Raw genomic sequence first — 22,967 nt, 5'->3', positions numbered from 1 at the left:
CAGTGGGGACACTCAACCGACAGTGGGTTTCAGGTCTCCCGGGGGCGGCGTCCACTCCCCCGCACCGGCCGTGACCTGCTCACCGGAGCGGATGTCCTTCACCTCGTCCGGCGCTCCCTCGACACCGGGGAACCACACGTACGGGATGCCGCGCCGCTCGGCGTAACGGATCTGCTTGCCGAACTTCGCCGCGCTCGGCGACACCTCGGTCGGCACCCCGCGCCGCCGCAGCGCCTCGGCCACCCGGTTGCTGGCCGTACGTTGCTCCTCGCTGGTCACCGCGACGAGCACGGCGGTCGGCACCTCCCGCGAGACCGACAGCTCCCCCGCGCCGAAGAGCAGCCCGAGCAGCCGGGTCACGCCGATCGAGATCCCCACCCCCGGGTACGAGACGGCGCCGGCGCTGGCCAGGTTGTCGTACCGGCCACCGGAGCAGATGGAGCCGAAGCGCTCGTAGCCGCGCAGCTGGGTCTCGTAGACGGTGCCCGTGTAGTAATCCAGCCCACGGGCGATGCGCAGGTCCGCCACGCAGAGACCGGGCGAGTGCTCGGCGGCGGTGTCCACCACCCGGACCAGCTCCTCGATGCCCTCGTCGAGCAGCGGGTCGCTCACCCCGAGCGCCCGGACGGCGTCGGCGAACGAGGCGTCCGGGGCGGAGATCTCGGCCAGCGCCAGGCACGCCTTGGCCTGCGCCTCGCTCGCCCCGGCGGTCTGGGCCAGCAGCTCGGCCACCTTCGCCGGGCCGATCTTGTCGAGCTTGTCCACGGCGCGCAGCGCCGCCTCCGGGTCGGTCAGCCCGATGCCCCGGTAGAAACCCTCGCAGATCTTGCGGTTGTTGACCTGGATCGTCACCGGTGGGATCGGCAACGAGCGCAGTGCGTCCCCGATGACCAGCGGCATCTCCGCCTCGTGGTGCGCGGCCAGCGTGTCCCGGTCGACGATGTCGATGTCGGCCTGGACGAACTCCCGGTAGCGGCCCTCCTGCGGTCGCTCGCCCCGCCACACCTTCTGGATCTGGTAGCGGCGGAACGGGAAGCTCAGCTTGCCGGCGTTCTCCAACACGTACCGGGCGAACGGCACGGTCAGGTCGAAGTGCAGGCCGAGCTGGTCGTCACCACCGGCACCCTCGGCGTCGGCGTGCAGCCGCCGGATCACGTAGACCTCCTTCGAGGTCTCGCCCTTGCGCAGCAGCTGGTCCAGCGGCTCCACGGCGCGGGTCTCCAGCGGCGCGAAGCCGTACAGCTCGAAGGTGGCCCGGATCTTGTCGAGCACGAACTGCTCGATCATCCGCTGGCCGGGGGTCCACTCCGGGAAGCCGGAGATGGGCGTGGGCTTGCTCATCGGCGTACTCCTTGCGGTTCCGCGCCGGTGGCGCGGTGGTGTCGTGGGTCCGCGCGCGGCGCGGACAGAAGATCTAGAGGCCCCGGGTGGGAGCGGCCGGCGACGTGCCAGCCACCTCGATGAGGTACGGGTTGCTGGCGCGCTCACGGCCGATGGTGGTGCTGGGGCCGTGGCCGGGCAGCACGACGGTGTCGTCGGCGAGCGGAAGAATCTTGTCGCGCAGGCTGGTGAGCATGGCCGGCATGCTCCCGCCCGGCAGGTCGGTGCGGCCGATCGACCCGGCGAAGAGGACGTCACCGGAGAGGCACAGCTCGTCAGCCTCCCAGCTCGACCCGGCGCCCGGCAGCCGGAACAGCACCGACCCGCCGGTATGGCCCGGGGCATGGTCGACGGCGATCTCCAGGCCGGCGAGCGTGAGGGTGGCGCCGTCGGTCAACTCCGCCACGTCGTCCGGCTCGGTGTAGCTCAGCCGGCCGCCGAAGAGCGACGTCAGGTCGGCCGAGAGGCCCTTGGACGGGTCGGCCAGCATCTCCCGGTCACCGGGGTGCACGTACGCGGTGATGCCGCGGGCACCGCAGACCGGCGCGACCGAGAAGGTGTGGTCGAGGTGGCCGTGGGTGAGCAGCACGGCGGCCGGATGCAGGCGGTGCTCGGCGAGCAGCGCGTCGAGCTGGTCGAGCACCCCGATGCCGGGGTCGACCACCACGCACTGCTCCCCCGGCGCGGTGGCAACCACGTAGCAGTTGGTGCCGAAGGCGTCGGCGGGAAAGCCGGCCACGAGCACGGGCGCTGTCCTTTCCGTCGAGCAGCTGTCGTCCTGCACAGCAGCCTATCGGGCGGGCCGAGCGAGTTTGCCGCGTCCGCCCCAGGGGCCCCGCAGTGCACAGTGACAACCTCCGATAAGCGCTGCTCGGGACGGGGTGGACCTCGTACACCACATTCCCAGTCACTAGCCGTACACTCTGGCGGGCGTGTGGCGCGGCACACGTGACGCTCGGACGGGTCGGGGCGACCGGCCGCCGGCGACGACCAGGTAGAGGAAAGGGGAGCACGGGTGGCTTCCAGCAGGGACCGGCAGCGCAAACTGGCGCGGGCCAAGCTCGACCGGCAGTTGGCTCGCCGGGCCGCCTCGACGCGGCGCCGACGGCAGATCCAGGCCGGAGTTGGCGCCGCGCTGATCCTCGTGTTGGTAGTGGCCGGCTCAGCCTGGGCGCTCGGTGCGTTCGACTCCGACCCGAAGCAGAACACGGCCGCGGAGGAGACCTGCCTCTGGACGCCGCAGGACGCGACGGCCAACACCAACCTCAAGGACGTCGGCACGCCGGCCACCAAGGATCTGCCCACCGACGGCACCCGGGCGATGACAGTGACCACCAACCAGGGCGCGCCGATCACCGCGGAACTGAACCTGACCAACTCCCCGTGCGCGGCCGCGAGCATCGCCCACCTGGCGAGCCGGTCGTTCTACGACAACACCAAGTGCCACGAGATCACCGCGGAGGGCGCGCTGCGCTGCGGCGACCCCAGCGGCACGGGTCTTGGTGGGCCTACCTACTCGTTCTACGACGAGGAGTTGCCGACCGTGCCGTCGGCGTCGCCGTCGGCCAGTCCGGCCCCCGACCAGCCGCCCACGTACCCGAAGGGGACAGTGGCGATGGTCTCCAACCCGCCGGGCAGCAACGGCAGCCAGTTCCTGATCTTCTTCAAGGACTTCACCACCGCCGACCCGAAGTACCCGGTCATCGGCCGGGTGACCGGCGGGTTGGACGTGGTGGAGAAGATCGGCGCCCTCCCGACCGTGGACAATGGGACCGGGGCGAAGATCAAGCCCAGCACCGATGTGACGATCCAGAGCCTCACGGTCGGTGAGCCGGTCACCGGTGCGGCACCGGCGCCGTCGGCCTCCGGCACCCCGGCCAGCAGCCCGAGCGCCGGCTGACCGGTCGCCCCACCCAATTACTCGGCACCCAGCAGCAGATAGCCAGGAGGATCCAGGCGTGACGTCCACCAGAGAGCGGCAGCAAGCGGCGGCACGACGCGCCCGGCTCGAGAAGGAGATGGCCGAGCGCGCGGCCAAGGCCCGCAAGCGCCGGCAGACGACGGCGATCGTCAGCGCGGGTGCCGCACTGGTGCTCGTGGTCGCCGGCACCGTCTGGCTGGCGGTGAGCCTCGGCGGCGACGACGACAACAAGAGCGACACCGCCGCGCCGGCGCCCGGCGCGTCCGAGTGCGTGTACAACGCGCTGCCCACCGAGCAGCGGCCCCCGCAGATCAAGGACGTGGGGGTGCCGAGCAACCAGCAGTCCGGCACCGGCGTGCAGACCATGACGATCGACACCAACCTCGGCCCGATCACCGCCAAGGTCGACCGGTCGCTGGTGCCGTGCACGGCGGGCAGCTTCACCCACCTCGCGGAGAAGAACTTCTTCGACAACACCAAGTGCCACCGTCTGGTGACCGAGGGCATCAAGGTGTTGCAGTGCGGTGACCCCAGCGCCACCGGCAACGGCTGGCGCCCCACCGACGGCCAGGGCGGCCCGAGCTACCGCCTGCCCGAGGAGAACCTGCCCACCGACAAGCGCCCGCCGTACCCGGAGGGTGTCATCGCGATGGCCAACTCCGGCCAGCCGGGCAGCACCGGCAGCCAGTTCTTCATCGTCTACGGCGACTCGCCGCTGGACCCGGCGTACACGGTGCTGGGCACCATCACCGGCGGTCTGGACCTGGTCAAGGACGTGGCCAAGGCCGGCGACGACGGGGCGTTCGCCCAGCAGGCCGGTGGCGGCCACCCGAAGAAGGAGGTCATCATCAAGGACCTCACGATGAGCAACCCGCAGGGCTGACCCCCGCGCGCACGACGAAGCGCCCGCCGGCTGAGCCGGCGGGCGCTGTCGCGTTCTCGGGGGTACGCGTCGGGCCGCGGGACCGACCCGGTGGGCGTCAGGCCCCGGAGGTGACCCGGTAGGCGTCGAAGACGCCGTCGACCTTGCGGACCGTGGCCAGCAGGTGGCCCAGGTGCTTCGGGTCGGCCATCTCGAAGCTGAACCGGCTCACCGCCACCCGGTCGCGGGTGGTGGTGACGGTGGCGGAGAGGATGTTGACCCGCTCGTCGGAGAGCACCCGGGTGACGTCGGCCAGCAGCTTGTGCCGGTCCAGCGCCTCGACCTGGATGGCGACCAGGAACGTCGACGCGGAGGTGAGCTTCCAACTCACCTCGACGACCCGCTCGCTCTGCGCACGCAGGTCCTCGGCGTTGGCGCAGTCGTCGCGGTGCACGCTCACCCCGCCGGAGCGGGTGACGAAGCCGAACACCGAGTCCGGTGGGACCGGTGTGCAGCAGCGGGCCAGCTTGATCCAGACGTCGCTGACGCCCCGGACCACCACGCCCGGGTCGCTGCTGCTCTGCCGGCTGCGCGGCGGCCGGGTGGCGACGGCGGTCTCGGCGATGTCCTCCGCCGCGCCCTCCTCGCCGCCGTACGCGGCCATCAGCTTCTGGACCACCGACTGCGCGGAGACCTGGCTGTCGCCGACCGCCGCGTAGAGCGAGGCCACGTCGGCCAGGTGCAGGTCCCGCGCGATCGACATGAGCGCGTCGGAGGTGAGCATCCGCTGCAGGGGCATACCCTGCTTGCGCATCGCCTTGACGATCGCGTCCTTGCCGGCCTCGATCGCCTCCTCGCGGCGCTCCTTGTTGAAGTACTGCCGGATCTTCGTCCGGGCGCGCGGACTCTTGACGAAGCCCAGCCAGTCCTGTGTCGGGCCGGCCGTCTCGGACTTAGACGTGAAGATCTCGATCACGTCGCCGTTGGACAGCGTCGACTCCAGCGGCACCAGCTTGCCGTTGACCCGCGCGCCGATGCACTTGTGCCCCACCTCGGTGTGCACCGCGTACGCGAAGTCCACAGGCGTCGACCCGGTCGGCAGCGGGATGACGTCACCCTTCGGGGTGAAGACGTACACCTCCTGGCTGGACAGGTCGAAGCGCAGCGCGTCCAGGAACTCGCTCGGGTCGGCCGCCTCACGTTGCCAGTCGAGCAACTGCCGCAGCCAGGTCATCTCGTCGATGTGCGCGGGCGGGCCGACGATCTGGGTGCCCTTGTGCTCCTTGTACTTCCAGTGCGCGGCGATGCCGAACTCAGCGGTGCGGTGCATCGCGTACGTGCGGATCTGCATCTCCACCGGCTTGCCGGTGGGCCCGATGACCGTCGTGTGCAACGACTGGTACATGTTGAACTTGGGCATCGCGATGTAGTCCTTGAAGCGGCCCGGCACCGGCTGCCAGTTGGCGTGGATGACCCCCAGCGCCGCGTAGCAGTCGCGAACCGTGTCGACCAGGATCCGCACACCGACCAGGTCGTAGATGTCGTTGAAGTCGCGACCCCGCACGATCATCTTCTGGTAGATCGAGTAGAGGTGCTTCGGCCGCCCGGTGGTCTCCGCCTTGATCTTGGCGGCCTTCAGGTCGGTCTGCACCTTCTGCGTCACCTGCCGCAGCAGCGCCTCGCGCTGCGGCTGGTGCTCTCCGATCAGCCGGTTGATCTCCTCGTAGCGCTTCGGGAAGAGCGTGCCGAAGGACAGGTCCTCCAGCTCCCACTTGATCGTGTTCATACCGAGCCGGTGGGCGAGGGGCGCCAGGATCTCCAGCGTCTCCTTGGCCTTCTGCTCCTGCTTGGGGCGGGGCAGGAAGGTCAGGGTGCGCATGTTGTGCAGCCGGTCGGCCAGCTTGATCACCAGCACCCGCGGGTCCTTGGCCATGGCCACGACCATCTTGCGGATCGTCTCGGCCTTGGCCGCGTCGCCCAGCTTGACCTTGTCGAGCTTGGTGACGCCGTCGACCAGCAGGGCGACCTCGCCACCGAAGTCGGCGCGCATCTGGTCGAGGGTGTACTCGGTGTCCTCGATGGTGTCGTGCAGCAGCGCGGCGACCAGCGTGGTGGTGTCCATCCCCAGGTTGCCGAGGATCGTCGCCACCGCGAGCGGGTGGGTGATGTAGGGGTCACCGGACTTGCGGTACTGCCCGGAGTGCCACCGCGCGGCCGTGTCGAAGGCGCGCTGGAGCAGCCGGGCGTCCGCCTTGGGGTGGTTGTCCCGGTGGCTGGCGATGAGCGGCTCCAGCACCTCGCTGACCTGGGAGGTCTGCCAGGGCGCGTTGAACCGGGCCAGCCTGGCCCGGACCCGCCGACCGGTGGGCGCGTTGGACAGCCCGAAGCCACCGCTGGGCGACGGGTCGATGCCCGCGTCGGTCGGGAACGGCACCACGACGCCATCGGCGCCGGGGGACGCCTCGGCGCTCGGCGGGCCGCTGGTCGGACGCACCGCGCTCTCGCCGGGAGCCCGGCCGGAGCCGTTGCCGGAGCCCGTCACCCGGGCCGGCGCGTCGCCTGTCCGGTCGGTCACCGAGCCGTCAGCGTCGCCTGTCGGGTGCACCGTGCCCTCCGCCGGAGGGACGACATCGTGGGACACCGGCCTCCTCACCGCTCGCCGGAAACACGCCGGCCGAAGATCGGCCGACCTGGTCTCGCCCGCCGGACGGGTTACCGCCGGCGTCAGCAAAGGGCAATGCTACCCGCACGGACGGTCCCCTGCCGCTCCGCCGGACGGTCGGCGCCGGGTCCGTCCGACGGGTCCGGGATCAAACGGTCAGCAGAGTATCGACCGGCTCAAACAGTCAACAGGGCGTGGACGGGACGCGGCGCCAGCCGCTGGCGCCCGCCCAGGAAGCCGAGCTCCAGCAGGACCGTGAAGCCGGTGACGGTGCCGCCGGCCCGCTCGACCAGGTCCAGCGTCGCCTCGGCGGTGCCACCGGTGGCCAGCACGTCGTCGACCACCAGCACCCGGTGCCCGGCGGTGAAGGCGTCCTCGTGCACTTCGAGGGTGGCCTCGCCGTACTCCAACTCGTAGGAGACCGAGTGCGCCGGACGGGGCAGTTTGCCGGCCTTGCGCACCGGCACCACACCCACCCCCGTCGCGTACGCGATGGCCGCCGCCACGACGAACCCGCGCGCCTCGATGCCGACCACCACGTCGAAGGTGTCCCGCCCGTGGTGGGCGACGATCCCGTCGATCACCTCACGGAAGACCTTGCCGTCGGCGAACAGTGGCATCAGGTCCTTGAACATGACGCCGGGCTTGGGAAAGTCGGGCACGTCCAGCACCCGACTGGCGACCAGTCGGGCGACCTCCGGGCCACTGTCCCCGCGCGCTGCGGTGCTGTGGGTCTCCGTCACGGCTTTTTCGCTCTCCTTCGACGACGAACGGCGTCCGGCAACAGCATGCCGGACGCCGTTCGGGTGTTTCCTGTCGGGTCAGCGCCGCTTGGCGCCACCCGGCCGGTTGCCGCCGCCACCGGGGCGACCGCCCCGGGCGCCGGTGGGCCGCTTGCCCGCCGGCCGAGCGCCCACCTTGGGGGCGGCACCGGCCAGCGCGGCGGCGTCCTGGTCGACCGGCTCGTCGGTCGCATCGGCCTGGGCCACCGGGCTCGCGGCAGCACCCTTACCGGTGACCTCGCCGCGGCCGGCCCCGCCCCGCCGGGTCAGGACGCGCTTGTTGTGAGCCTGGATCCGCGGGTCGTAGTTCTTCAACAGCGCCAGCAGCGGAGTGGCCACCAGGATGGAGGTCAGGAACGCCACAGCCATACCGACGAACAGCACCAGACCGAGGTCCTTCAGCGTGCCGGCGCCGAGCAGGCCGGCACCGATGAAGAGCAGACCGCCGACCGGCAGCAGGGCGACCACCGAGGTGTTCAACGACCGCATCAGGCTCTGGTTGATGGCCAGGTTGGACGCCTCGCCGTACGTCTGGTTGTTGTTGGCCGTGATGCCCCGGGTGTTCTCCTGGACCTTGTCGAAGACCACCACCACGTCGTAGAGCGCGAAGCCCAGAATGGTGAGGAAGCCGATGATCGTCGACGGGGTGACCTCGAAGCCGACCAGCGAGTAGATGCCGGCGGTGAGGATCAGGTTCGTGATCAGCGAGGCGACCGCGGCGACGGCCATCCGCCACTCGAAGCGCAGGATCAGGTAGACCATCACCAGCGCGATGAAGATGACCAGACCGAGGATGGCCCGCTGGGTCACCTGGCTGCCCCACGCCTCGCTGACCTGGTTGTCGCTGATCTGGTCGACGTTGATGCCGAGGTCCTCGGCGATCTGGGCCTTGACCGCGGTGGCCTGGTCGACGGTGAGCTGCGGCGTGCGCAGCTCGTAGGAGTCACCGCCGGGACCGCCGACCTTCTGCGCGGTGGCCACCTCAACGCCGGTGTTCGCCGAGGTGAGGGCCGAGTTGACCTCCCGCTCGGCGTCGTCCAGGGTGCCGACGCTCGCCGGCACCTGGAACGAGTTACCGCCGGCGAACTCGATGCCCAGGCTGAACCCACGGATCGAGAAGCTGAGGATCGCGATCAGGACCAGGACCCCGGCGACGCCGAACCAGAGCTTGCGCCGGCCGACGATGTTGAGACCGGCCTCGCCGTTGTAGAGGCGGCTCGCCAGACCGTTTTCAGCCATCTCAGGCCTCCTTGGCGCGCGGGTTGCGGGGCTGAGTCGGCTGGTTGCGGGCCGGAAGTGCCCGGCCCAGACCGCTGACCCGCGGGGACAGGAACGCCCGGGTGCGGGCGAACATCGTCATGATCGGGTGCCGGAAGAGGAAGACCACGACCAGGTCCAGCACTGTGGCCAGACCGAGGGCGAAGGCGAAGCCCTTGACCGTGCCGACCGAGACCACGTAGAGCACCACAGCGGAGAGCAGGGTGATCGCGTTGGCCGAGATGATCGTCCGGCGGGCCCGGATCCAGGCGCGGGGCACCGCGCTACGCGGGCTGCGCCCCTCCCGGATCTCGTCTTTCAGTCGTTCGAAGTAGATGACGAACGAGTCCGCCGCCACACCGAGTGAGACGATCATGCCGGCGATGCCGGCGAGGGTGAGCGTGAAGCCGATCTGCCGGCCGAGCACCACCAGCGCGCCGAAGACCAGCAGCGCGGACAGGATGAGGCTCAGGAAGATCACCGAGCCGAGCAGCCGGTAGTAGAAGAACGAGTAGATGATGACCAGCAGCATGCCGATGCCCGCCGCGAGCAGACCGGCGCGCAGGTGGCTGGCGCCCAGCGTGGCGGTGACGTTCTGCGCCTCCTGCTGCTCGAAGGTCACCGGCAGTGCGCCGTAGCGCAGCTGACCGGCGAGGGTGCTGGCGTCCTTCTGAGTGAAGGTGCCGGTGATCTGGGAGTTGCCGGTCAGCACGCCCTGGATCTCCGGGGAGGAGACGATCTTGTTGTCCAGTACGACGGCCACTCGGCACTTGCCGTCCTGGCCCAGCGCGGTCGCGTCGCAGGCCTGGCCCTCGTTGTTGAACGACTCACGGGTCAGCGAGGTCCACTTGCCCTGGCCGTCGCCGGTGAAGTCCAGGCTGACCACCCAGGCGTTGGTCTGGTCGAGCACCGCGTCGGCGTCGGACACGTCGGTGCCCTCGACCTTGGCCTGGTCGAGCAGGTACTTCGACGCGCCGTCCTCGCAGGAGACCACCTGCTGCTTCGGGTCGGAGATCGACGCCGGGGGGCGCTGGTCGAGCTGCGCGCAGCTGATCGTCGGCACGTTGAACTGCATCTGCGCCGGCAGCACCGCCACCTCCTGCGGAGACAGCGTGCCGAACGGCTTGAGCTTCTCGGCCAGCGACGGGTCGGCAGTCAGATCGGCCGGGGCCTGCAACCCGTTGGCGGCCTGCCACGCGGCGGCACCGACCTTCTGCTCGACGACCTTGCGCTGCTGCTCGACACTGGCCGGCACCGGTTCGGCGCTGGGCGCGGCGGCGCTCGGCGAGGCCGTGGCGGACGCGGAGGGGGTCGGCGTGGCGCTGGGCGACGCCGGGGCCATTCCGCCCTGACCGCCGCTGGGCGACGAGGTCACCTTCGGCGAGGCGCTGCCCGTCGGGGTCGGGGTCGCGGCGCCGGACGGGGTCGCGCTGCCGGTCGGGGCGGCGCTGCCGGACGGGGCCGGCGTGGCGGCGGGCGGCGCCTCGGCCACCCCGCTGCCGGAGGCGGCCTTGAGCACCTTGCGGAAGCGCAGCTCGGCCGCCTCGCCCACGTCGTCGAGGTTCCGGTTCTCACCGGGCAGGGAGATGACGATGTTGCGGTTGCCCTCGGTGACCACCTCGGCCTCGGCCACGCCGAACGCGTTGACCCGGCTCTCGATGATCTCCCGGGCCTCCTCGAGGTTCTCCGCCGTCGGGGGCTTGCCGTCGACGCTGTTGGTCGCCTCCAGTGTCACCCGCGTGCCGCCGATGAGGTCCAGGCCGAGCTTGGGCTCGAGCCGGTCCTTCCAGCTGCCGCTGGCGCCAGCGAAGAACACCAAAAGATAGAGGACCACGAAGATGAACCCGAGCACGGCGAGCTGCCGCCCGGGGCGCATCTGTCCCTGAGGTGGTGCCACGGCTGTCCTGTCTCCCTGTACGGTCGCGCCGCTGTCGCAGCGGCGGCGGTGTCGGGCCGGGGGTCCTGCCCGACGGGGTCTGCCTTGAGCCGACGGAGTGCCGACACGAGGACCGGGCACCCCGGCGCGGAACGCCGACGGTCACGGGAACGTGCCGACGCCCGGCGTCGACCCAACTATCCAGTTTTCACGTCTCGCCCGCTGCCCCGTTCGGGCGCGACGACCCGGAAGCCGGCCGACCGGCCGTACGCCGGACTCGCCGCTCCCGGGGGAGGGGTCACTCCTTGACGGTGTCCGCGTCCTCGGTGACCGGCTCGCTCGGCAGCTCCGCGCGGGTGACCACCCGCGCGATGGCCGGGCGGGCATAGCGGGTCTGCACGCCCGGGGCGACCTCGATCAGGACGGTGTCGTCCTCGATGCCGGTGACAGTGCCGTAGAGCCCACCGATGGTCACGACCTCGTCGCCGGGGCCGAGGTTGGACTGCATCGCCTCCGCCTCTTTGCGGCGCTTCTGCTGGGGCCGGATCATCATGAAGTACATGACGCCAAAGAGCAGGGCGATCATCAGGATCGGCGTGATACCGCCGGCCCCGCCACCCGGTGCTGCCAATTGCACGGTTACTGACCTTCCCATTGGCCACCTGCTCGGCACCGGGGTGCCGGAGCGGAGGCGGATTCTCACGTCCTGTACAGACCGCGGCGAAGTCTAAACCCTGCACCTGGGAACGCCGAATGCGGCACAGATCACGTTCACATCACGGCTGATCGACATCCAAGGAGAACAAGTCGGGTACAGGTGGACTATCCGCACCAAATGTACCATTCGGCGGCGTGCGCCCCAGATGCCGCCAGGCGGCCTCGGTCGCCACCCGACCCCTGGGCGTACGGGCCAACAGCCCGGCCCGCACCAGGAACGGCTCGCAGACCTCCTCGACAGTGTCCGGCTGCTCCCCCACCGCCACGGCGAGGGTGGACAACCCGACCGGGCCGCCCCGGAACGACTCGACCAACGCGGTCAACACCGCCCGGTCCAGCCGGTCCAGGCCGAGCGCGTCCACGTCGTACACGATCAGGGCCGCGCGGGCGGTGTCGAGGTCGACCACCCCGTCCGCCCGGACCTCGGCGTAGTCGCGGACCCGGCGCAGCAGCCGGTTCGCGATCCGCGGCGTGCCCCGGGACCGACCGGCGATCTCGGTAGCGCCCTCCGGGGTGATCGGCACCCCCAGGATCCGCGCCGAACGGTGCAGCAGCGTCTCCAGATCCGCCGGGGCGTAGAAGTCGAGGTGCGCCACGAAGCCGAACCGGTCCCGCATCGGCCCGGTCAACAGGCCCGAGCGGGTCGTCGCGCCGACCAGGGTGAACGGCTCGACGTCCAGCGGAATCGCCGTCGCCCCCGGCCCCTTGCCCACCACCACGTCGACCCGGAAGTCCTCCATCGCGCTGTACAGCAGCTCCTCGGCCGGCCGCGCGATCCGGTGGATCTCGTCGATGAACAGCACGTCGCCCTCGGCGAGGCTGGTCAGGATCGCCGCCAGGTCACCGGAACGCTCGATCGCCGGCCCGCTGGTCACCCGGATGCCCGCGCCCAGCTCGGCGGCGACGATGTTGGCCAGACTCGTCTTACCCAACCCGGGTGGGCCGGAGAGCAGGATGTGATCCGGCGGCGACCCCCGCCGCATGGCGCCCTGCAGCAACAGGTCGAGCTGGTCGCGTACCCGGTCCTGGGCGATGAACTCGGCCAACCGCCTCGGCCGGACCGTGGCCTCCGCGTCCCGATCGGCGTCGCTGACGTACGCCGAGACGAGCCCCTCGGTCTCGCTCATCGTGCGACCCGGGCGGTCATCGGGTGCGACCCAGCAGTCGGATGGCCTGCTTGAGCAGGACCGGCACCGGCGGGGTCTCACCCTCGATCGACTCCGCCACCGCGGCCACCGCCTGATCGGCCTGCCCGGCCGTCCAGCCCAGCCCCACCAGCGCCTGCCGGACCTGGTCGGGCCAGCTGCCGCGGGTCACCCCGGCCGCCCCGTCCGCGCCGATCGGCACCGGGCCGATCCGGTCACGTAGCTCCAGCACCAGGCGTTCCGCGCCCTTCTTGCCGATCCCGGGTACGCGGGTCAGGGCGGCCGTGTCGGCGTTGGCGATCGCCTTGCGAACCGCGTCGGGGGTGTGCACCGCCAGCACCGCCTGGGCCAGTCGCGGGCCGACCCCACTGGCGGTCTGGAGTAGCTCGAACAGCGACTTGGCGTCGTCGTCGGCGAAGCCGTAGAGGGTCAGCGAGTCTTCCCGCACGATCAGGCTGGTGGCGAGCCGGGCGACCTGGCCGACCCGCAGCTCCGCGAGGGTCCCCGGGGCGCAGTGCACGGCGAGCCCGACCCCGCCGACCTCGATCACGGCCTGGTCCGGACCCGTCGCGGTCACCGTGCCGCGCACGCTGGCGATCATCGCGCTCCTCCTCGTCGTGCCCGGTCGGCTGCGGCGGCCAGCTTGGAGCGGGTCCCGCCGCGCCACACGTGGCAGATGGCCAGGGCCAGCGCGTCGGCGGCGTCCGCCGGCTTCGGCGGCTCGTCCAGCCGCAACAGCCGGGTCACCATGGCGGTCATCTGCGCCTTGTCGGCCTGACCGGACCCGGTCACGGCGGCCTTCACCTCGCTCGGGGTGTACGTCTGCACCGGCAGCCCGGCCCGCGCCCCGGCCAGCACGGCGATGCCACTGGCCTGCGCGGTGCCCATCACGGTACGAACGTTGTGCTGACTGAACACCCGCTCGACGGCGACGCTCTCCGGTTGATGCTCGGCGACCAGCTTGTTCAGCGACCGGTCCAGGTGCAACAGGCGCAGCGCCAGGTCGTCGGCCGGGTCGGTGTAGACCACGTAGTAGGCGACCAGGGTGCAGGGCCGGCCGGGCACACCCTCGACCACGCCCACCCCACACCGGGTCAACCCCGGGTCCACACCGAGCACGCGCACGCCGCCCCCTCCCCAGCCGTCAGCAGTACGTGTGTTCGACACCCTAACCGGCGCCCTTCCCACCAGCCCCACGGGACACGCCCTCGCGCCGCTGCACGCCCCGCGCCCCGACGTGTCCGACGGCATCATCCTGAGGTTGGGCGATCCTGCGGGCGCACGACGGGACGAGGCAAGGCGCGGCGGGGCGGGTGGGGCCACACAGCTTTGGTACGGAGTATGTGTCGCTGACCCATGTGCCGGGGAGCACACAGCTCGTAACTTCTTGCGCCATGACGGCAGAACCCGTGGTGGTCCCCCACGTCGTACAGGTCGACCTCTCCGGTCGGACCGCCCTGGTGACCGGGGGCGGCGGCGGCATCGGGCGGGCGTGTGCCCTGCGGCTGGGTGCGGCCGGCGCCAAGGTGCTCGTGGTGGACCGCAACCTGGAGGCGGCCAAGGCGGTGGCCGCCGAGGCCGGTGGCCGGGCCGAGGGCGTGGACCTGTCCGACGCCGCGGCGGTGGATTCGCTCGACGTGGACGTGGACATCGTGGTGAACAACGCCGGGCTCCAGCACGTGGCGCCGTTGCAGGACTTTCCCGTCGAGCGTTTCGAGTACATCCAGCGGGTGATGGTGGAGGCGCCGTTCCTGCTGATCCGCCGGGCGCTGCCGCACATGTACGCGCGGGGCTGGGGACGGGTCGTCAACATCTCCTCGGTGCACGGGTTGCGTGCCTCGCCGTACAAGGCGGCCTACGTCTCGGCCAAGCACGCCCTGGAGGGGCTGTCGAAGGTGGTCGCGTTGGAGGGCGCCGCGCACGGGGTCACCGCCAACTGCATCAACCCGGCGTACGTGCGTACCGCGCTGGTGGAGAGCCAGATCGCCGACCAGGCTGCCAGTCACGGCATCGACGAGGCCGAGGTGATCGAGAAGATCATGCTGGCCCGGGCCGCGATCAAACGGTTGATCGAGCCGGAGGAGGTGGCCGAGCTGCTGGCGTACCTCTGCTCGCCGCCGGCGGCGTTCATCACCGGGGCGTCGATCGCCCTCGACGGGGGCTGGACGGCCAACTAGTGGGGCTGAGCACAATGTCGACCATGTCTTCGCCGGTGGAGTTCCTGGAGCTGCTCGCCCGAGAGGCCGCGGCGGTCGAGTTCGAGGGACCGCTGGTGGCCGCGCGGGCCGCCGGGCTGCCGCCGGACCGGCTGGCCGAGCTGGAGCAGGCCAAGTCGGTGGCGTTGCGGGTCCGCGCGCTGCTGGAGCGTCGCCGCCGCCGGGAGAGCGAGCTGTCCGGCCTGTACGACACTGTCAGCGACCTGGCTGGGCTGCGCGATCTGGACGACGTGTTGCGGGCGATCGTGCACCGGGCCCGTCACCTGCTGGGCGCGGACGTGGCGTACATGACGCTCAACGACGACGAACGTGGCGACACCTACATGCGGGTCACCGACGGGTCGGTCTCGGCCCGTTTCCAGCGGCTGCGCCTGCCGATGGGCGCCGGTCTCGGTGGCCTGGTGGCCCAGTCCGGTGCCCCGTACGTCACCGCCAACTACGGCGAGGACGCGCGCTTCCACCACACCGGCGAGATCGACGCCGGGGTGGGCGAGGAGGGGCTGGTGGCGATCCTGGGGGTGCCGCTGCGGCTCGGTTCGACCTCGATCGGGGTGCTCTACGCGGCCAACCGTTCGGCCCGGCCGTTCGTCCGGGAGGAGGTGGCGTTGCTGGTGTCGCTGGCCGCGCACGCCGCGGTGGCGATCGACACCGCCCGGCTGCTGACCGAGACCCGTTCGGCGTTGGCCGAGCTGTCGGCGGCGAACACCACCATCCGGGCGCACAGCAGCTCGGTGGAGCGGGCCGCGGCGGCACACGACCGGATGACAGCGCTGGTGCTGCGCGGCGGCGGCGTGGAGGACGTGGCGGCTGCGGTGACCGAGGTGCTGGGCGGCGCGCTGCTGGCGCTGGACGCCGAGGGCCGCCTGCTGGCCCGGGTGGGTGAGATCGAGGAGCCGGACCGCGCGGACATCGTCGAGGCGGTGGCCGCGTCCCGGACCGAGGGGCGCAGCGTACGCCGGGGTCCGCTCTGGTACGCGGCAGTGGTGGCCGGCGCGGAGAACCTGGGCGCCCTGGTGCTGCGCCCTGACGACGAGTTGGTCGACGCCGACCAGCGCATCCTGGAGCGGGCCGCGTTGGTGACCGCGCTGCTGCTGCTGTTCCGCCGAACGGTCGCGGAGGCGGAGGGGCGGGTGCGTGGCGAGTTGCTGGACGACCTGATCGCCCGACCGCTGCGCGACACCGACGCGCTGCGCAGTCGGGCCCGTCGGCTCGGGGTGGACCTGGACGCGCCGCACGTGCTGGTGGCGGTGGGCGACGACGCGATCGCCGCTACCGGTTCGGCTCGGCAGCGGGTGCTCTCCTGGGCCACCACGTACGCCTCGGCGCGCGGCGGGCTGGCCGCGGCGCGCGACGGCCGGGTGGTGCTGATGCTGCCGGGGTTGGACGCGGGCGGCAGCGCCCGCGCGGTGGCCCGGGACCTGTCCCGGGTGACCGGTCGACCGGTGACGGCCGGGGCGAGTGGCCCGTCGAACACGCCGGCGGCGCTGGCCGGGACGTTCCAGGAGGCGGACCGGTGCCTGACGGCGCTGGGCGCGCTGGGTCGCGCCGGGCAGGGCGCGAGCACAGTGGAGTTGGGCTTCGTCGGGTTGTTGCTGGGCACTGTCGGTGACCGGGGCGAGAAGGACGTGACCGAGTTCCTCGGCGCCACCGTCGGGCCGGTGCTCGACTACGACGCCCGGCGCGGCACGGCTCTGGTGAAGACGCTGGAGGCGTACTTCGGGGTGGGTGGCAGCCTGGCCCGGGCCGCCGAGCAACTGCACGTGCACGTCAACACGGTGACCCAGCGGTTGGAGCGGGTCGGGCAGTTGCTCGGCGTCGACTGGCAGCGGCCCGAGCGGGCGCTGGAGGTGCAACTCGCGCTGCGCCTGCACCGACTGCGGGCACCGGCCGGCTGACCGACGCCGGCCGGCGGCACGAACGCCGCCGACCGGGCGCCCGGCGTCAGCGGGCCTGGATGCCCTCCAGCACGGCGTCGACGACCCGTTCGGGCAGGGACTGCTCGTCCAGGTCCGGGTTCCACTGGAGCACCCGCTGGATCAGCATCGGCCCGGTGAGCAGCGCCATCGTCACCTCGACGTCGATGTCGGCGCGCAGCACCCCCTCGTCCATGCCGCGTCGCAGCACCTCGCGCATCAGCTGCCGCCGGGGCGAGATGATGTTCTGGTAGAGCTGGAACTGGTCGGCGCTGCGGTTCACGGCGGGTGCCAGGCAGGGCATGATCTTGGCCGCTCGCGGGTCGACGTTCTTGCCGATCGCGCCGACGAGCAGCACCAGGTCGTCGCGGACGGAGTGGCCCGCCGGCTGGGCCAGGACGCCCTTGAGGCGGCGCAGCGCGTCCAGCAGCAACGCGTCCTTGCCGGCCCAGCGGCGGTAGATGGTGGCCTTGCCGACCCCGGCGCGGGTGGCGATCGCCTCGATCGAGAGCGCCTCGATGGTGCTGCCCTCGGCGAGCAGGTCGAGGGTCGCCTCGATGATCGCCTCGTCGGCGCGGATGCTCCGCGGTCGACCGGGCGACCGCGGAGCATCGGCAGTGGACGTCATGTCCGCCATTCTCCCCGAACCTATGCCGTGCCGGCCAGCTCAGGCTCGGCGACCGGCGCCGCCGGGGCGACGCTCGTGTCCTCCTTGCCCGGCATCCAGCGCAGCACCACGATGATCCCGAGTGCGGCGATGACCGCGGAGAGCCCGGCCGCCCAGTGCATGGCGGTGACGAAGGCGTCGTTGGCCGCCGAGATCAGTCCCGGCGCCGCCGGGCCGAGCTGGCCCGCCGCCGCGTACGCACCGGAGATCGACTCGTTGGCCGCGTCCTGGGCCTGGGTGGGCAGACCGGTCAGGGCGTCAGCGATGTCGCTGCGGTAGACGGCGGAGAGCACCGAGCCGAGGACGGCCACGCCGAGCGCGCCGGCCACCTGGCGGATGGTGTTGCTGACCGCGGAGCCCACTCCGGCCTTCTCCCGGGGCAGCGCCGACATGATCGACTCGGTGGCCGGCGGCATGATGTTGGCCATCCCGGCGCCCTGGATGAGGAAGACGAGCAACACGATCCAGATCGGGGTGGAGTCGCCGATGAAGACGAACGCGCCGAGTGACACCACCGTCAGCGCCAACCCGACGGTGGCGACTGCCTTACCGCCGTAGCGGCGGACCATCGCGGCGCTGCGCGGCGCGAAGACCAGCTGGGCGCCGGCGAAGGGCAGGAAGAGCAGACCGGTCTGCAACGGGCTGTAGTCGCGCACGAGTTGCAGGTAGAACGAGCCGAAGAACATCGAGCCCATCGCGGCGAAGAACACCAGGCCCACGATCACGACCGGCGCGGCGAACCGGGGCACCTTGAACAGTCGAACGTCCAGCGACGGGTGGTCGCTGCGCCGCTCGTACTGCACGAACCAGGCCAGCACCGCGACGCCGACCAGGATCGAGCCCCAGGCCACCGGGCGGCCGAAGCCGTGCTCGCCGCCGTCGATGATGCCGTAGGAGAGGGCGACCAGGCCGACAACGGAGAGCAGCACGCCGAGCACGTCGATCCGACCCGGCCGCGGGTCACGCGACTCGGGGACCAGCAGCGCCACCAGAATCACGCCGGCGACGACCACCGGCACGTTGATCAGGAAGACCGAGCCCCACCAGAAGTGCTCCAGCAGCGCGCCGCCGAGGATCGGACCGATAGCCACGGCGAGACCGACAGCGCCGGCCCAGACCCCGATGGCCCGACCACGCTCGCGCGGGTCGAAGACGTTGGAGATGATCGACAAGGTCACCGGCATGATGGCCGCGCCGCCGACCCCCATCAGGGCGCGGGCCGCGATGAGCTGTCCGGGGCTCTGGGCGTACGCGGAGAGCAGCGACGCCAGGCCGAACAGCACCAGACCGATCATCAGGAAGCGCTTGCGGCCGGCGCGGTCGCCGAGCACCCCGAAGGTGAACAACAGCCCGGCGAAGACGAGCGTGTAGGAGTTGATCGACCACTCCAGCTCGCCCTGGCTGGCGCCGAGACCGTGCACCGGGTCGGCCAGGGTGCGCAGGGCGACGTTGAGGATCGTGTTGTCGAGGACGACCACGAGGAGGCTGATCACCAGCACCCCCAGGATCGCCCACCGCCTCGGGTGTCCGGTGTTGTCGTGCAGCTCCATGCCTTGCTTTCCCCCCACGCTGATCACCCGCGACGAAATACGATACGGGTCAGACTCGTAACGCGGGTCAGCCTACGACGCGTATTAACGATACGGCACCGATCCGTATCGTATGTGGTGGGCATCACGCCCGGGCGCGGCCGCCAGGCAGGCGTCGACGGCCTCCGTCAACGTGCCGAGACGGACCGCCGGACCGCCGAGCGGCGCGATCCAGCCCGGCCCGGCGCCGTACACCCGAAGGAGCGGAAAGTCCCGGGCGAAGCGCACCAGGCGGTACGCGCGGCCGGTGAGCGGCGTCTGCGACCAGAGCACGACGATGCGCGGGCGGGCCCGGTACACAGCGCTGGTGAGCGCGGACCAGGGCAGCGCGGGGCCGAGGTTCAGACAGCCGCGGCCCTGCTCGCGCAGCGCGGCGGCGAGCGCCAGCAGACCCAGGCTGTGCGCCTCCTTCTCGGCGCCGGCCAGCAGCACCCCGCCGGTGGGCAGTGCCCGGCCCGGCTCCCGGCGGTACGCGTCCAACCCGACCCGGACGCCCTCGAAGAGGGCGTGCTCGACGACGATCTCGGCGGCGGTACGCCCCGACAGCCGGGCCAGCAGCGGACGGCAGACCTGCTCCCAGAGCGCCGGCACGCCCCACGCCTCGACCAACTCCAGCACCAGCGTCGCGACGCCGTTGGCGTCCAGGTCCTCGGCCGCCAGCGAAACCTGCTTGTGCGCGATCTCCACGGCCTCCGCCGGCATCGGATCGGTCAGCACCAGACGTACCCCCGGGTAGACGGTCTCTACCCGGGGGTTCGCTCGGACGGCGCGTGGCGGATGCGCCCTCGGGTGAGTTTCAGCGGCGGCGGGCCGCCAGTCGGTGGGCCAGCGCGGCGACGCTGCCCCAGATGCCGCGCCGGAACAGCACCACGACGAGGACGAAGATGCCGCCGGTCACCAGGCCGATCGCCTCGAACCCGGAGAACGACAGCCAGTCCTCCAACCGGACCACGAGGGCGGCGCCGAGCACCCCACCCCAGAGGGTGCCGATCCCGCCGAGCACCACCACGATGACCGCCTTGCCGGAGGTGGTCCAGTGCAGCACGTCCAGCGAGACGAACCGGTGGCCGACAGCGAACAACCCGCCACCGAGGCCGGCGATGAACCCGGAGAGCACGAACGCGGTGAGCTTGTAGCGGTGCACCGGGTAACCCAGCGCCCGCGCCCGCGCGGGATTGTCACGGATGCCGACCAGCACCCGGCCGAACGGCGAGTGCACGATCCGCCAGGCGGCGGCGAGCCCGAGCAGCACGATCGGCAGGATCGCGTAGTAAAAGAAGTAGTCGTCGGTGAGGTCGAGGCCGAACAGCTCGCGGGGCACCCCCTGCAGGCCGTTCTCGCCCTGGGTCACCGAGCGCCACTCGTTGGCGACGTAGTAGACCATCTGCGCGAAGGCCAGGGTCACCATGGCGAAGTAGATGCCGGTCCGCTTGACCGCCAGGTAGCCGATCGGCACCGCCAGCACGGCCGCGGCGAGGGCCCCGGCCAGCACCGCGAGAGGAAACGGCAGGCCGACGTGGATGGCCACCAGCCCGGTGACGTACGCGGAGGTGCCCCAGAACGCGGCGTGACCGAAGGACATCAGCCCGGTGAAGCCGAGCAGCAGATCCACCGCCACGGCGAACAGCGCCCAGCAGAGGATGTCAACGGCGACCGCCGGGTAGAGGCCGTTGGGCAGCCACGCCGCGACGGCCAGGCCGACGGCGAGCAGCGCGTACCGGACCCAGCCGGGGGCCCGGGCCACGGCGATCAGCCCGGACGGTGGCGTCGAACGCGACGCGTCGGTAGGAGTGTCCACTGTGTTGGTCATGCGGGGGCCTCCTCCCGACCGAACAGGCCGGCCGGGCGCCAGAGCAGCACGCCGGCCATCACCACGAAGACGATCGTCTGCGAGACGAGCGGAAAGTTGGAGAGGTACGCCTCACCCCACGCCTGCACGAGTCCGATACCGAAGCCGGCGGCGACCGACCCGAAGATCGAACCCAGCCCGCCGATCACCACCACGGCGAACACCACGATGATCAGGTCGGCGCCCATCAGCGGGTTGACCGCGCGCATCGGCGCGGCCAGCACACCGGCGAGACCGGCCAGCCCGATGCCGAAGCCGAAGACCGGGGTCACCCACCGTCCGACGTCGATGCCGAACGCGCGGGTCAGGTCCGGCCGCTCGGTGGCCGCACGGACCACCATGCCGATCCGGGTCCGGGTCAGCACCCACCACACCGCGACACAGAGCAGCACCGCGAAGCCGAGGATGAACACCCGGTACGTCGGAAAGTCGAACAGCCCGAAGTCGACCGAACCGCTCAACAGCGACGGCGTCTCGTACGGGCTGGACTGCACGCCGTAGCGCAGTTTCACCAGGTCCTGAAGGATCAGCGTCAGACCGAAGGTGAGCAGGAAGTTGTAGAGCGGGTCCAGTTTGGTCAGCCGGTGGATCACCGCGCGTTCCAGCGCCATGCCGAGCAGACCCAACCCCACCGGCATGATCACCAGGGCGGCCCAGAACGGCACGCCCGCCTCGCTGAGCAGCACGTACGCCCCGAACGCGCCGAGCATGTAGAACGCGCCGTGGGCGAAGTTGACGACCCGCAGCATGCCGAAGATGACAGCGAGCCCGAGGGCGAGCAGGGCGTAGAACGCCCCGCTCACCAACCCGTTGAACGTGTTCTGCGCGAATCCGCTCATAGTTTGCAGTCCGCCGAGGGCGCGCGGAACGCCTCCGCGGCGGGGATCGTCTTGAGCACCTTCACGTAGTCCCACGGCTCGGCAACCTCGGACTGCGGCTTCACCTGGGCCAGGTACGCGTCGTGCACCACCCGGTGGTCCTCGGCGCGGATCTTCCCGTTGCGCAGGAAGACGTCCTCGACCGTCTTGCCCTCCAGGCCCTTGACCACGGCGTCCGCGTCGTCGGTGCCGGCGGCCTGCACCGCCTCCAGGTACTGCGAGGCCGCGGAGTAGTTGGCGGCGTGCGCGAAGGTCGGCCGGGTGCCGGCCTTCTGCTGGAAGCGGTCGGCGAACTCCCGGTTCTTGGCGTCGAAGTTCCAGTACCAGGCATCGGTGTACGTGGTGCCGGCCAGCGCCGCCGGGGTGAGCGAGTGGATGTCGGTGAGGAACATCAGCCCCACCGCCAGGCCGACGCCCTTGTCCCGCAGCTTGAACTCGTTGTACTGCTTCACCACGTTGACCAGTTCCGCGCCGGCCTGCATGGTGCCCAGCACGTCCGGCTTCGGGTTCAGGTTCGGTGCCTTGAGCAGGAAGGTGGAGAAGTCACCGCTGGTGTTCGGAAACGGCGCCCCGTCCTTGCCGACGACAGTGCCGCCGGCCGCCGTGATCGCTGTGGAGAAGCTCTTCTCCATGTCCTGACCGAAGGCGTAGTTCGGGTAGAGGATGTACCAGTTCTTGCCGATCTGCTCAGTGGTGGTCTTTCCGGTGCCGTTGGCCAGCATGTACGTGTCGTACGCGTAGTGGAAGGTGTACTTGTTGCAGCTCTTGCCGGTCAGGTCGGTGGTCGCCGCACCGATGTTGAAGTAGAGCTTCTTCTTCTCCTTCGCCACGTCGGCGACCTTCAGCGCGGCCGACGAGGTGGGCACGTCCAGGATCAGGTCGACGCCCTTGCGGTCGTACATCTCCTGGGCCTTGGAGTTGGCCACGTCCGGCTTGTTCTGGTGGTCGGCGGTCTCCACTGTGATGTTCTTGGTCACCGCCTTGTCGCCGTACTTCGCGGTGAAGTCGGCGATGGCCATCTCCACCGCCGCCACCGAGTTCTTTCCGGACAACTCCGAGTACGCCCCGGACTGGTCGTTGAGCACGCCCAGCACGATCTTGTCGCCGGTCAGCTTCTGGTCGCCACTCGACTGGGGGCCACCGCCGCCGCATCCGGCGGCCAGCACCACCACGGCCGACGCCGCGGCCACACCCATCGTCCTGCGCATGCCCACTCCATCCATTCCGCGCGGCGTCGCGCGGGTCGTCGTTGA

Annotated in this window: 20 protein-coding genes; 4 read left to right on the top strand and 16 right to left on the bottom strand. The window is 70.9% G+C overall.

The window, feature by feature from the left end; translation table 11 throughout:
* Nucleotides 1-12 precede the first annotated feature (12 nt).
* Nucleotides 13-1,341, bottom strand: coding sequence for a histidine--tRNA ligase (hisS, locus tag ABZ794_RS12585; RefSeq protein ID WP_210784939.1), 1,329 nt, complete (start codon nucleotides 1,339-1,341; stop codon nucleotides 13-15).
* Between the two features lie 73 nt (nucleotides 1,342-1,414).
* A complete protein-coding gene (locus ABZ794_RS12580; protein WP_124861911.1) occupies nucleotides 1,415-2,125 on the bottom strand; it encodes an MBL fold metallo-hydrolase in 711 nt (236 codons plus the stop codon).
* A gap of 270 nt (nucleotides 2,126-2,395) precedes the next feature.
* Here ABZ794_RS12580 and ABZ794_RS12575 point away from each other — a divergent pair, with 270 nt between their 5' ends.
* Together ABZ794_RS12575 and ABZ794_RS12570 are read left to right on the top strand one after the other, a co-directional pair.
* The gene (locus tag ABZ794_RS12575; protein ID WP_210784940.1) at nucleotides 2,396-3,280 is read left to right on the top strand and encodes a peptidylprolyl isomerase; all 885 of its coding nucleotides are present in this window, start codon (nucleotides 2,396-2,398) and stop codon (nucleotides 3,278-3,280) included.
* Between the two features lie 58 nt (nucleotides 3,281-3,338).
* Nucleotides 3,339-4,184 (top strand): peptidylprolyl isomerase, encoded by an 846-nt coding sequence (locus ABZ794_RS12570; protein WP_210784941.1) that lies wholly within the window; start codon nucleotides 3,339-3,341, stop codon nucleotides 4,182-4,184.
* 97 nt (nucleotides 4,185-4,281) lie between these two features.
* On the opposite strand, the gene ABZ794_RS12565 is transcribed toward ABZ794_RS12570, so the two are convergent.
* The 8 genes from ABZ794_RS12565 to ruvC form a co-directional block, all read right to left on the bottom strand.
* Nucleotides 4,282-6,804: a bifunctional (p)ppGpp synthetase/guanosine-3',5'-bis(diphosphate) 3'-pyrophosphohydrolase gene (locus ABZ794_RS12565; RefSeq protein ID WP_210784942.1), complete on the bottom strand. Its 2,523-nt coding sequence runs from the start codon at nucleotides 6,802-6,804 to the stop codon at nucleotides 4,282-4,284.
* Nucleotides 6,805-7,001: 197 nt separating this feature from the next.
* On the bottom strand, nucleotides 7,002-7,568 hold the full coding sequence (locus ABZ794_RS12560; RefSeq protein ID WP_357515585.1) for an adenine phosphoribosyltransferase: 567 nt from the start codon (nucleotides 7,566-7,568) through the stop codon (nucleotides 7,002-7,004).
* A gap of 78 nt (nucleotides 7,569-7,646) precedes the next feature.
* Nucleotides 7,647-8,846: a protein translocase subunit SecF gene (gene secF / locus ABZ794_RS12555; protein ID WP_210784944.1), complete on the bottom strand. Its 1,200-nt coding sequence runs from the start codon at nucleotides 8,844-8,846 to the stop codon at nucleotides 7,647-7,649.
* A 1-nt stretch (nucleotide 8,847) separates the two neighbouring features.
* Nucleotides 8,848-10,761: a protein translocase subunit SecD gene (secD, locus tag ABZ794_RS12550; RefSeq protein WP_210784945.1), complete on the bottom strand. Its 1,914-nt coding sequence runs from the start codon at nucleotides 10,759-10,761 to the stop codon at nucleotides 8,848-8,850.
* Between the two features lie 277 nt (nucleotides 10,762-11,038).
* Nucleotides 11,039-11,395, bottom strand: a complete 357-nt coding sequence (gene yajC, locus ABZ794_RS12545) for a preprotein translocase subunit YajC (protein WP_238688667.1) — start codon at nucleotides 11,393-11,395, stop codon at nucleotides 11,039-11,041.
* Nucleotides 11,396-11,516: 121 nt separating this feature from the next.
* Nucleotides 11,517-12,584: a Holliday junction branch migration DNA helicase RuvB gene (gene ruvB, locus ABZ794_RS12540; protein WP_210784946.1), complete on the bottom strand. Its 1,068-nt coding sequence runs from the start codon at nucleotides 12,582-12,584 to the stop codon at nucleotides 11,517-11,519.
* 16 nt (nucleotides 12,585-12,600) lie between these two features.
* The gene (gene ruvA / locus ABZ794_RS12535; RefSeq protein ID WP_210784947.1) at nucleotides 12,601-13,203 is read right to left on the bottom strand and encodes a Holliday junction branch migration protein RuvA; all 603 of its coding nucleotides are present in this window, start codon (nucleotides 13,201-13,203) and stop codon (nucleotides 12,601-12,603) included.
* A complete protein-coding gene (gene ruvC / locus ABZ794_RS12530; protein ID WP_210784948.1) occupies nucleotides 13,200-13,727 on the bottom strand; it encodes a crossover junction endodeoxyribonuclease RuvC in 528 nt (175 codons plus the stop codon). The genes ruvA and ruvC overlap by 4 nt, the downstream gene beginning before the upstream one ends.
* Before the next feature lie 269 nt (nucleotides 13,728-13,996).
* Here ruvC and ABZ794_RS12525 point away from each other — a divergent pair, with 269 nt between their 5' ends.
* Nucleotides 13,997-14,779 (top strand): 3-hydroxybutyrate dehydrogenase, encoded by a 783-nt coding sequence (locus ABZ794_RS12525; protein WP_210784949.1) that lies wholly within the window; start codon nucleotides 13,997-13,999, stop codon nucleotides 14,777-14,779.
* Nucleotides 14,780-14,793: 14 nt separating this feature from the next.
* A complete protein-coding gene (locus ABZ794_RS12520; protein ID WP_328655100.1) occupies nucleotides 14,794-16,713 on the top strand; it encodes a helix-turn-helix domain-containing protein in 1,920 nt (639 codons plus the stop codon).
* A 46-nt stretch (nucleotides 16,714-16,759) separates the two neighbouring features.
* Here ABZ794_RS12520 and ABZ794_RS12515 read toward each other — a convergent pair whose 3' ends face one another.
* From ABZ794_RS12515 to ABZ794_RS12490, 6 genes are all read right to left on the bottom strand, one after another.
* Complete coding sequence (locus ABZ794_RS12515; protein ID WP_357515581.1) at nucleotides 16,760-17,368, bottom strand: TetR/AcrR family transcriptional regulator; 609 nt, start codon at nucleotides 17,366-17,368, stop codon at nucleotides 16,760-16,762.
* An 11-nt stretch (nucleotides 17,369-17,379) separates the two neighbouring features.
* Nucleotides 17,380-18,948 carry an MFS transporter gene (locus tag ABZ794_RS12510; RefSeq protein ID WP_357515610.1) on the bottom strand — a complete coding sequence of 523 codons (1,569 nt, stop codon included), beginning with the start codon at nucleotides 18,946-18,948 and terminating at the stop codon, nucleotides 17,380-17,382.
* An 84-nt stretch (nucleotides 18,949-19,032) separates the two neighbouring features.
* Entirely contained in the window at nucleotides 19,033-19,704 is a 672-nt protein-coding gene (locus tag ABZ794_RS12505; protein WP_357515579.1) for a transcriptional regulator, read from the bottom strand.
* A gap of 79 nt (nucleotides 19,705-19,783) precedes the next feature.
* On the bottom strand, nucleotides 19,784-20,797 hold the full coding sequence (locus ABZ794_RS12500; protein ID WP_210784951.1) for a branched-chain amino acid ABC transporter permease: 1,014 nt from the start codon (nucleotides 20,795-20,797) through the stop codon (nucleotides 19,784-19,786).
* A complete protein-coding gene (locus ABZ794_RS12495) occupies nucleotides 20,794-21,675 on the bottom strand; it encodes a branched-chain amino acid ABC transporter permease (protein WP_112583340.1) in 882 nt (293 codons plus the stop codon). Before ABZ794_RS12495 ends, ABZ794_RS12500 begins: the two co-directional genes overlap by 4 nt.
* The gene (locus ABZ794_RS12490) at nucleotides 21,672-22,910 is read right to left on the bottom strand and encodes an ABC transporter substrate-binding protein (RefSeq protein WP_210784971.1); all 1,239 of its coding nucleotides are present in this window, start codon (nucleotides 22,908-22,910) and stop codon (nucleotides 21,672-21,674) included. The genes ABZ794_RS12495 and ABZ794_RS12490 overlap by 4 nt, the downstream gene beginning before the upstream one ends.
* Nucleotides 22,911-22,967 lie beyond the last annotated feature (57 nt).

The organism is Micromonospora sp. NPDC047187 (genome assembly GCF_040643355.1).
GTDB lineage: Bacteria > Actinomycetota > Actinomycetes > Mycobacteriales > Micromonosporaceae > Micromonospora > Micromonospora salmantinae.
This window is presented reverse-complemented; position numbering and strand designations above follow the sequence as displayed.

Bases quoted from the DNA above. Each gene is read 5' to 3' on its own strand.
- hisS (WP_210784939.1), bottom strand. From the start codon at position 1,341: ATGAGCAAGCCCACGCCCATCTCCGGCTTCCCGGAGTGGACCCCCGGC.
- secF (WP_210784944.1), bottom strand. From the start codon at position 8,846: ATGGCTGAAAACGGTCTGGCGAGCCGCCTCTACAACGGCGAGGCCGGT.
- yajC (WP_238688667.1), bottom strand. From the start codon at position 11,395: ATGGGAAGGTCAGTAACCGTGCAATTGGCAGCACCGGGTGGCGGGGCC.
- ruvB (WP_210784946.1), bottom strand. From the start codon at position 12,584: ATGAGCGAGACCGAGGGGCTCGTCTCGGCGTACGTCAGCGACGCCGAT.
- ruvA (WP_210784947.1), bottom strand. From the start codon at position 13,203: ATGATCGCCAGCGTGCGCGGCACGGTGACCGCGACGGGTCCGGACCAG.
- ABZ794_RS12525 (WP_210784949.1), top strand. From the start codon at position 13,997: ATGACGGCAGAACCCGTGGTGGTCCCCCACGTCGTACAGGTCGACCTC.
- ABZ794_RS12520 (WP_328655100.1), top strand. From the start codon at position 14,794: ATGTCGACCATGTCTTCGCCGGTGGAGTTCCTGGAGCTGCTCGCCCGA.
- ABZ794_RS12515 (WP_357515581.1), bottom strand. From the start codon at position 17,368: ATGGCGGACATGACGTCCACTGCCGATGCTCCGCGGTCGCCCGGTCGA.
- ABZ794_RS12510 (WP_357515610.1), bottom strand. From the start codon at position 18,948: ATGGAGCTGCACGACAACACCGGACACCCGAGGCGGTGGGCGATCCTG.
- ABZ794_RS12500 (WP_210784951.1), bottom strand. From the start codon at position 20,797: ATGACCAACACAGTGGACACTCCTACCGACGCGTCGCGTTCGACGCCA.
- ABZ794_RS12495 (WP_112583340.1), bottom strand. From the start codon at position 21,675: ATGAGCGGATTCGCGCAGAACACGTTCAACGGGTTGGTGAGCGGGGCG.
- ABZ794_RS12490 (WP_210784971.1), bottom strand. From the start codon at position 22,910: ATGGGTGTGGCCGCGGCGTCGGCCGTGGTGGTGCTGGCCGCCGGATGC.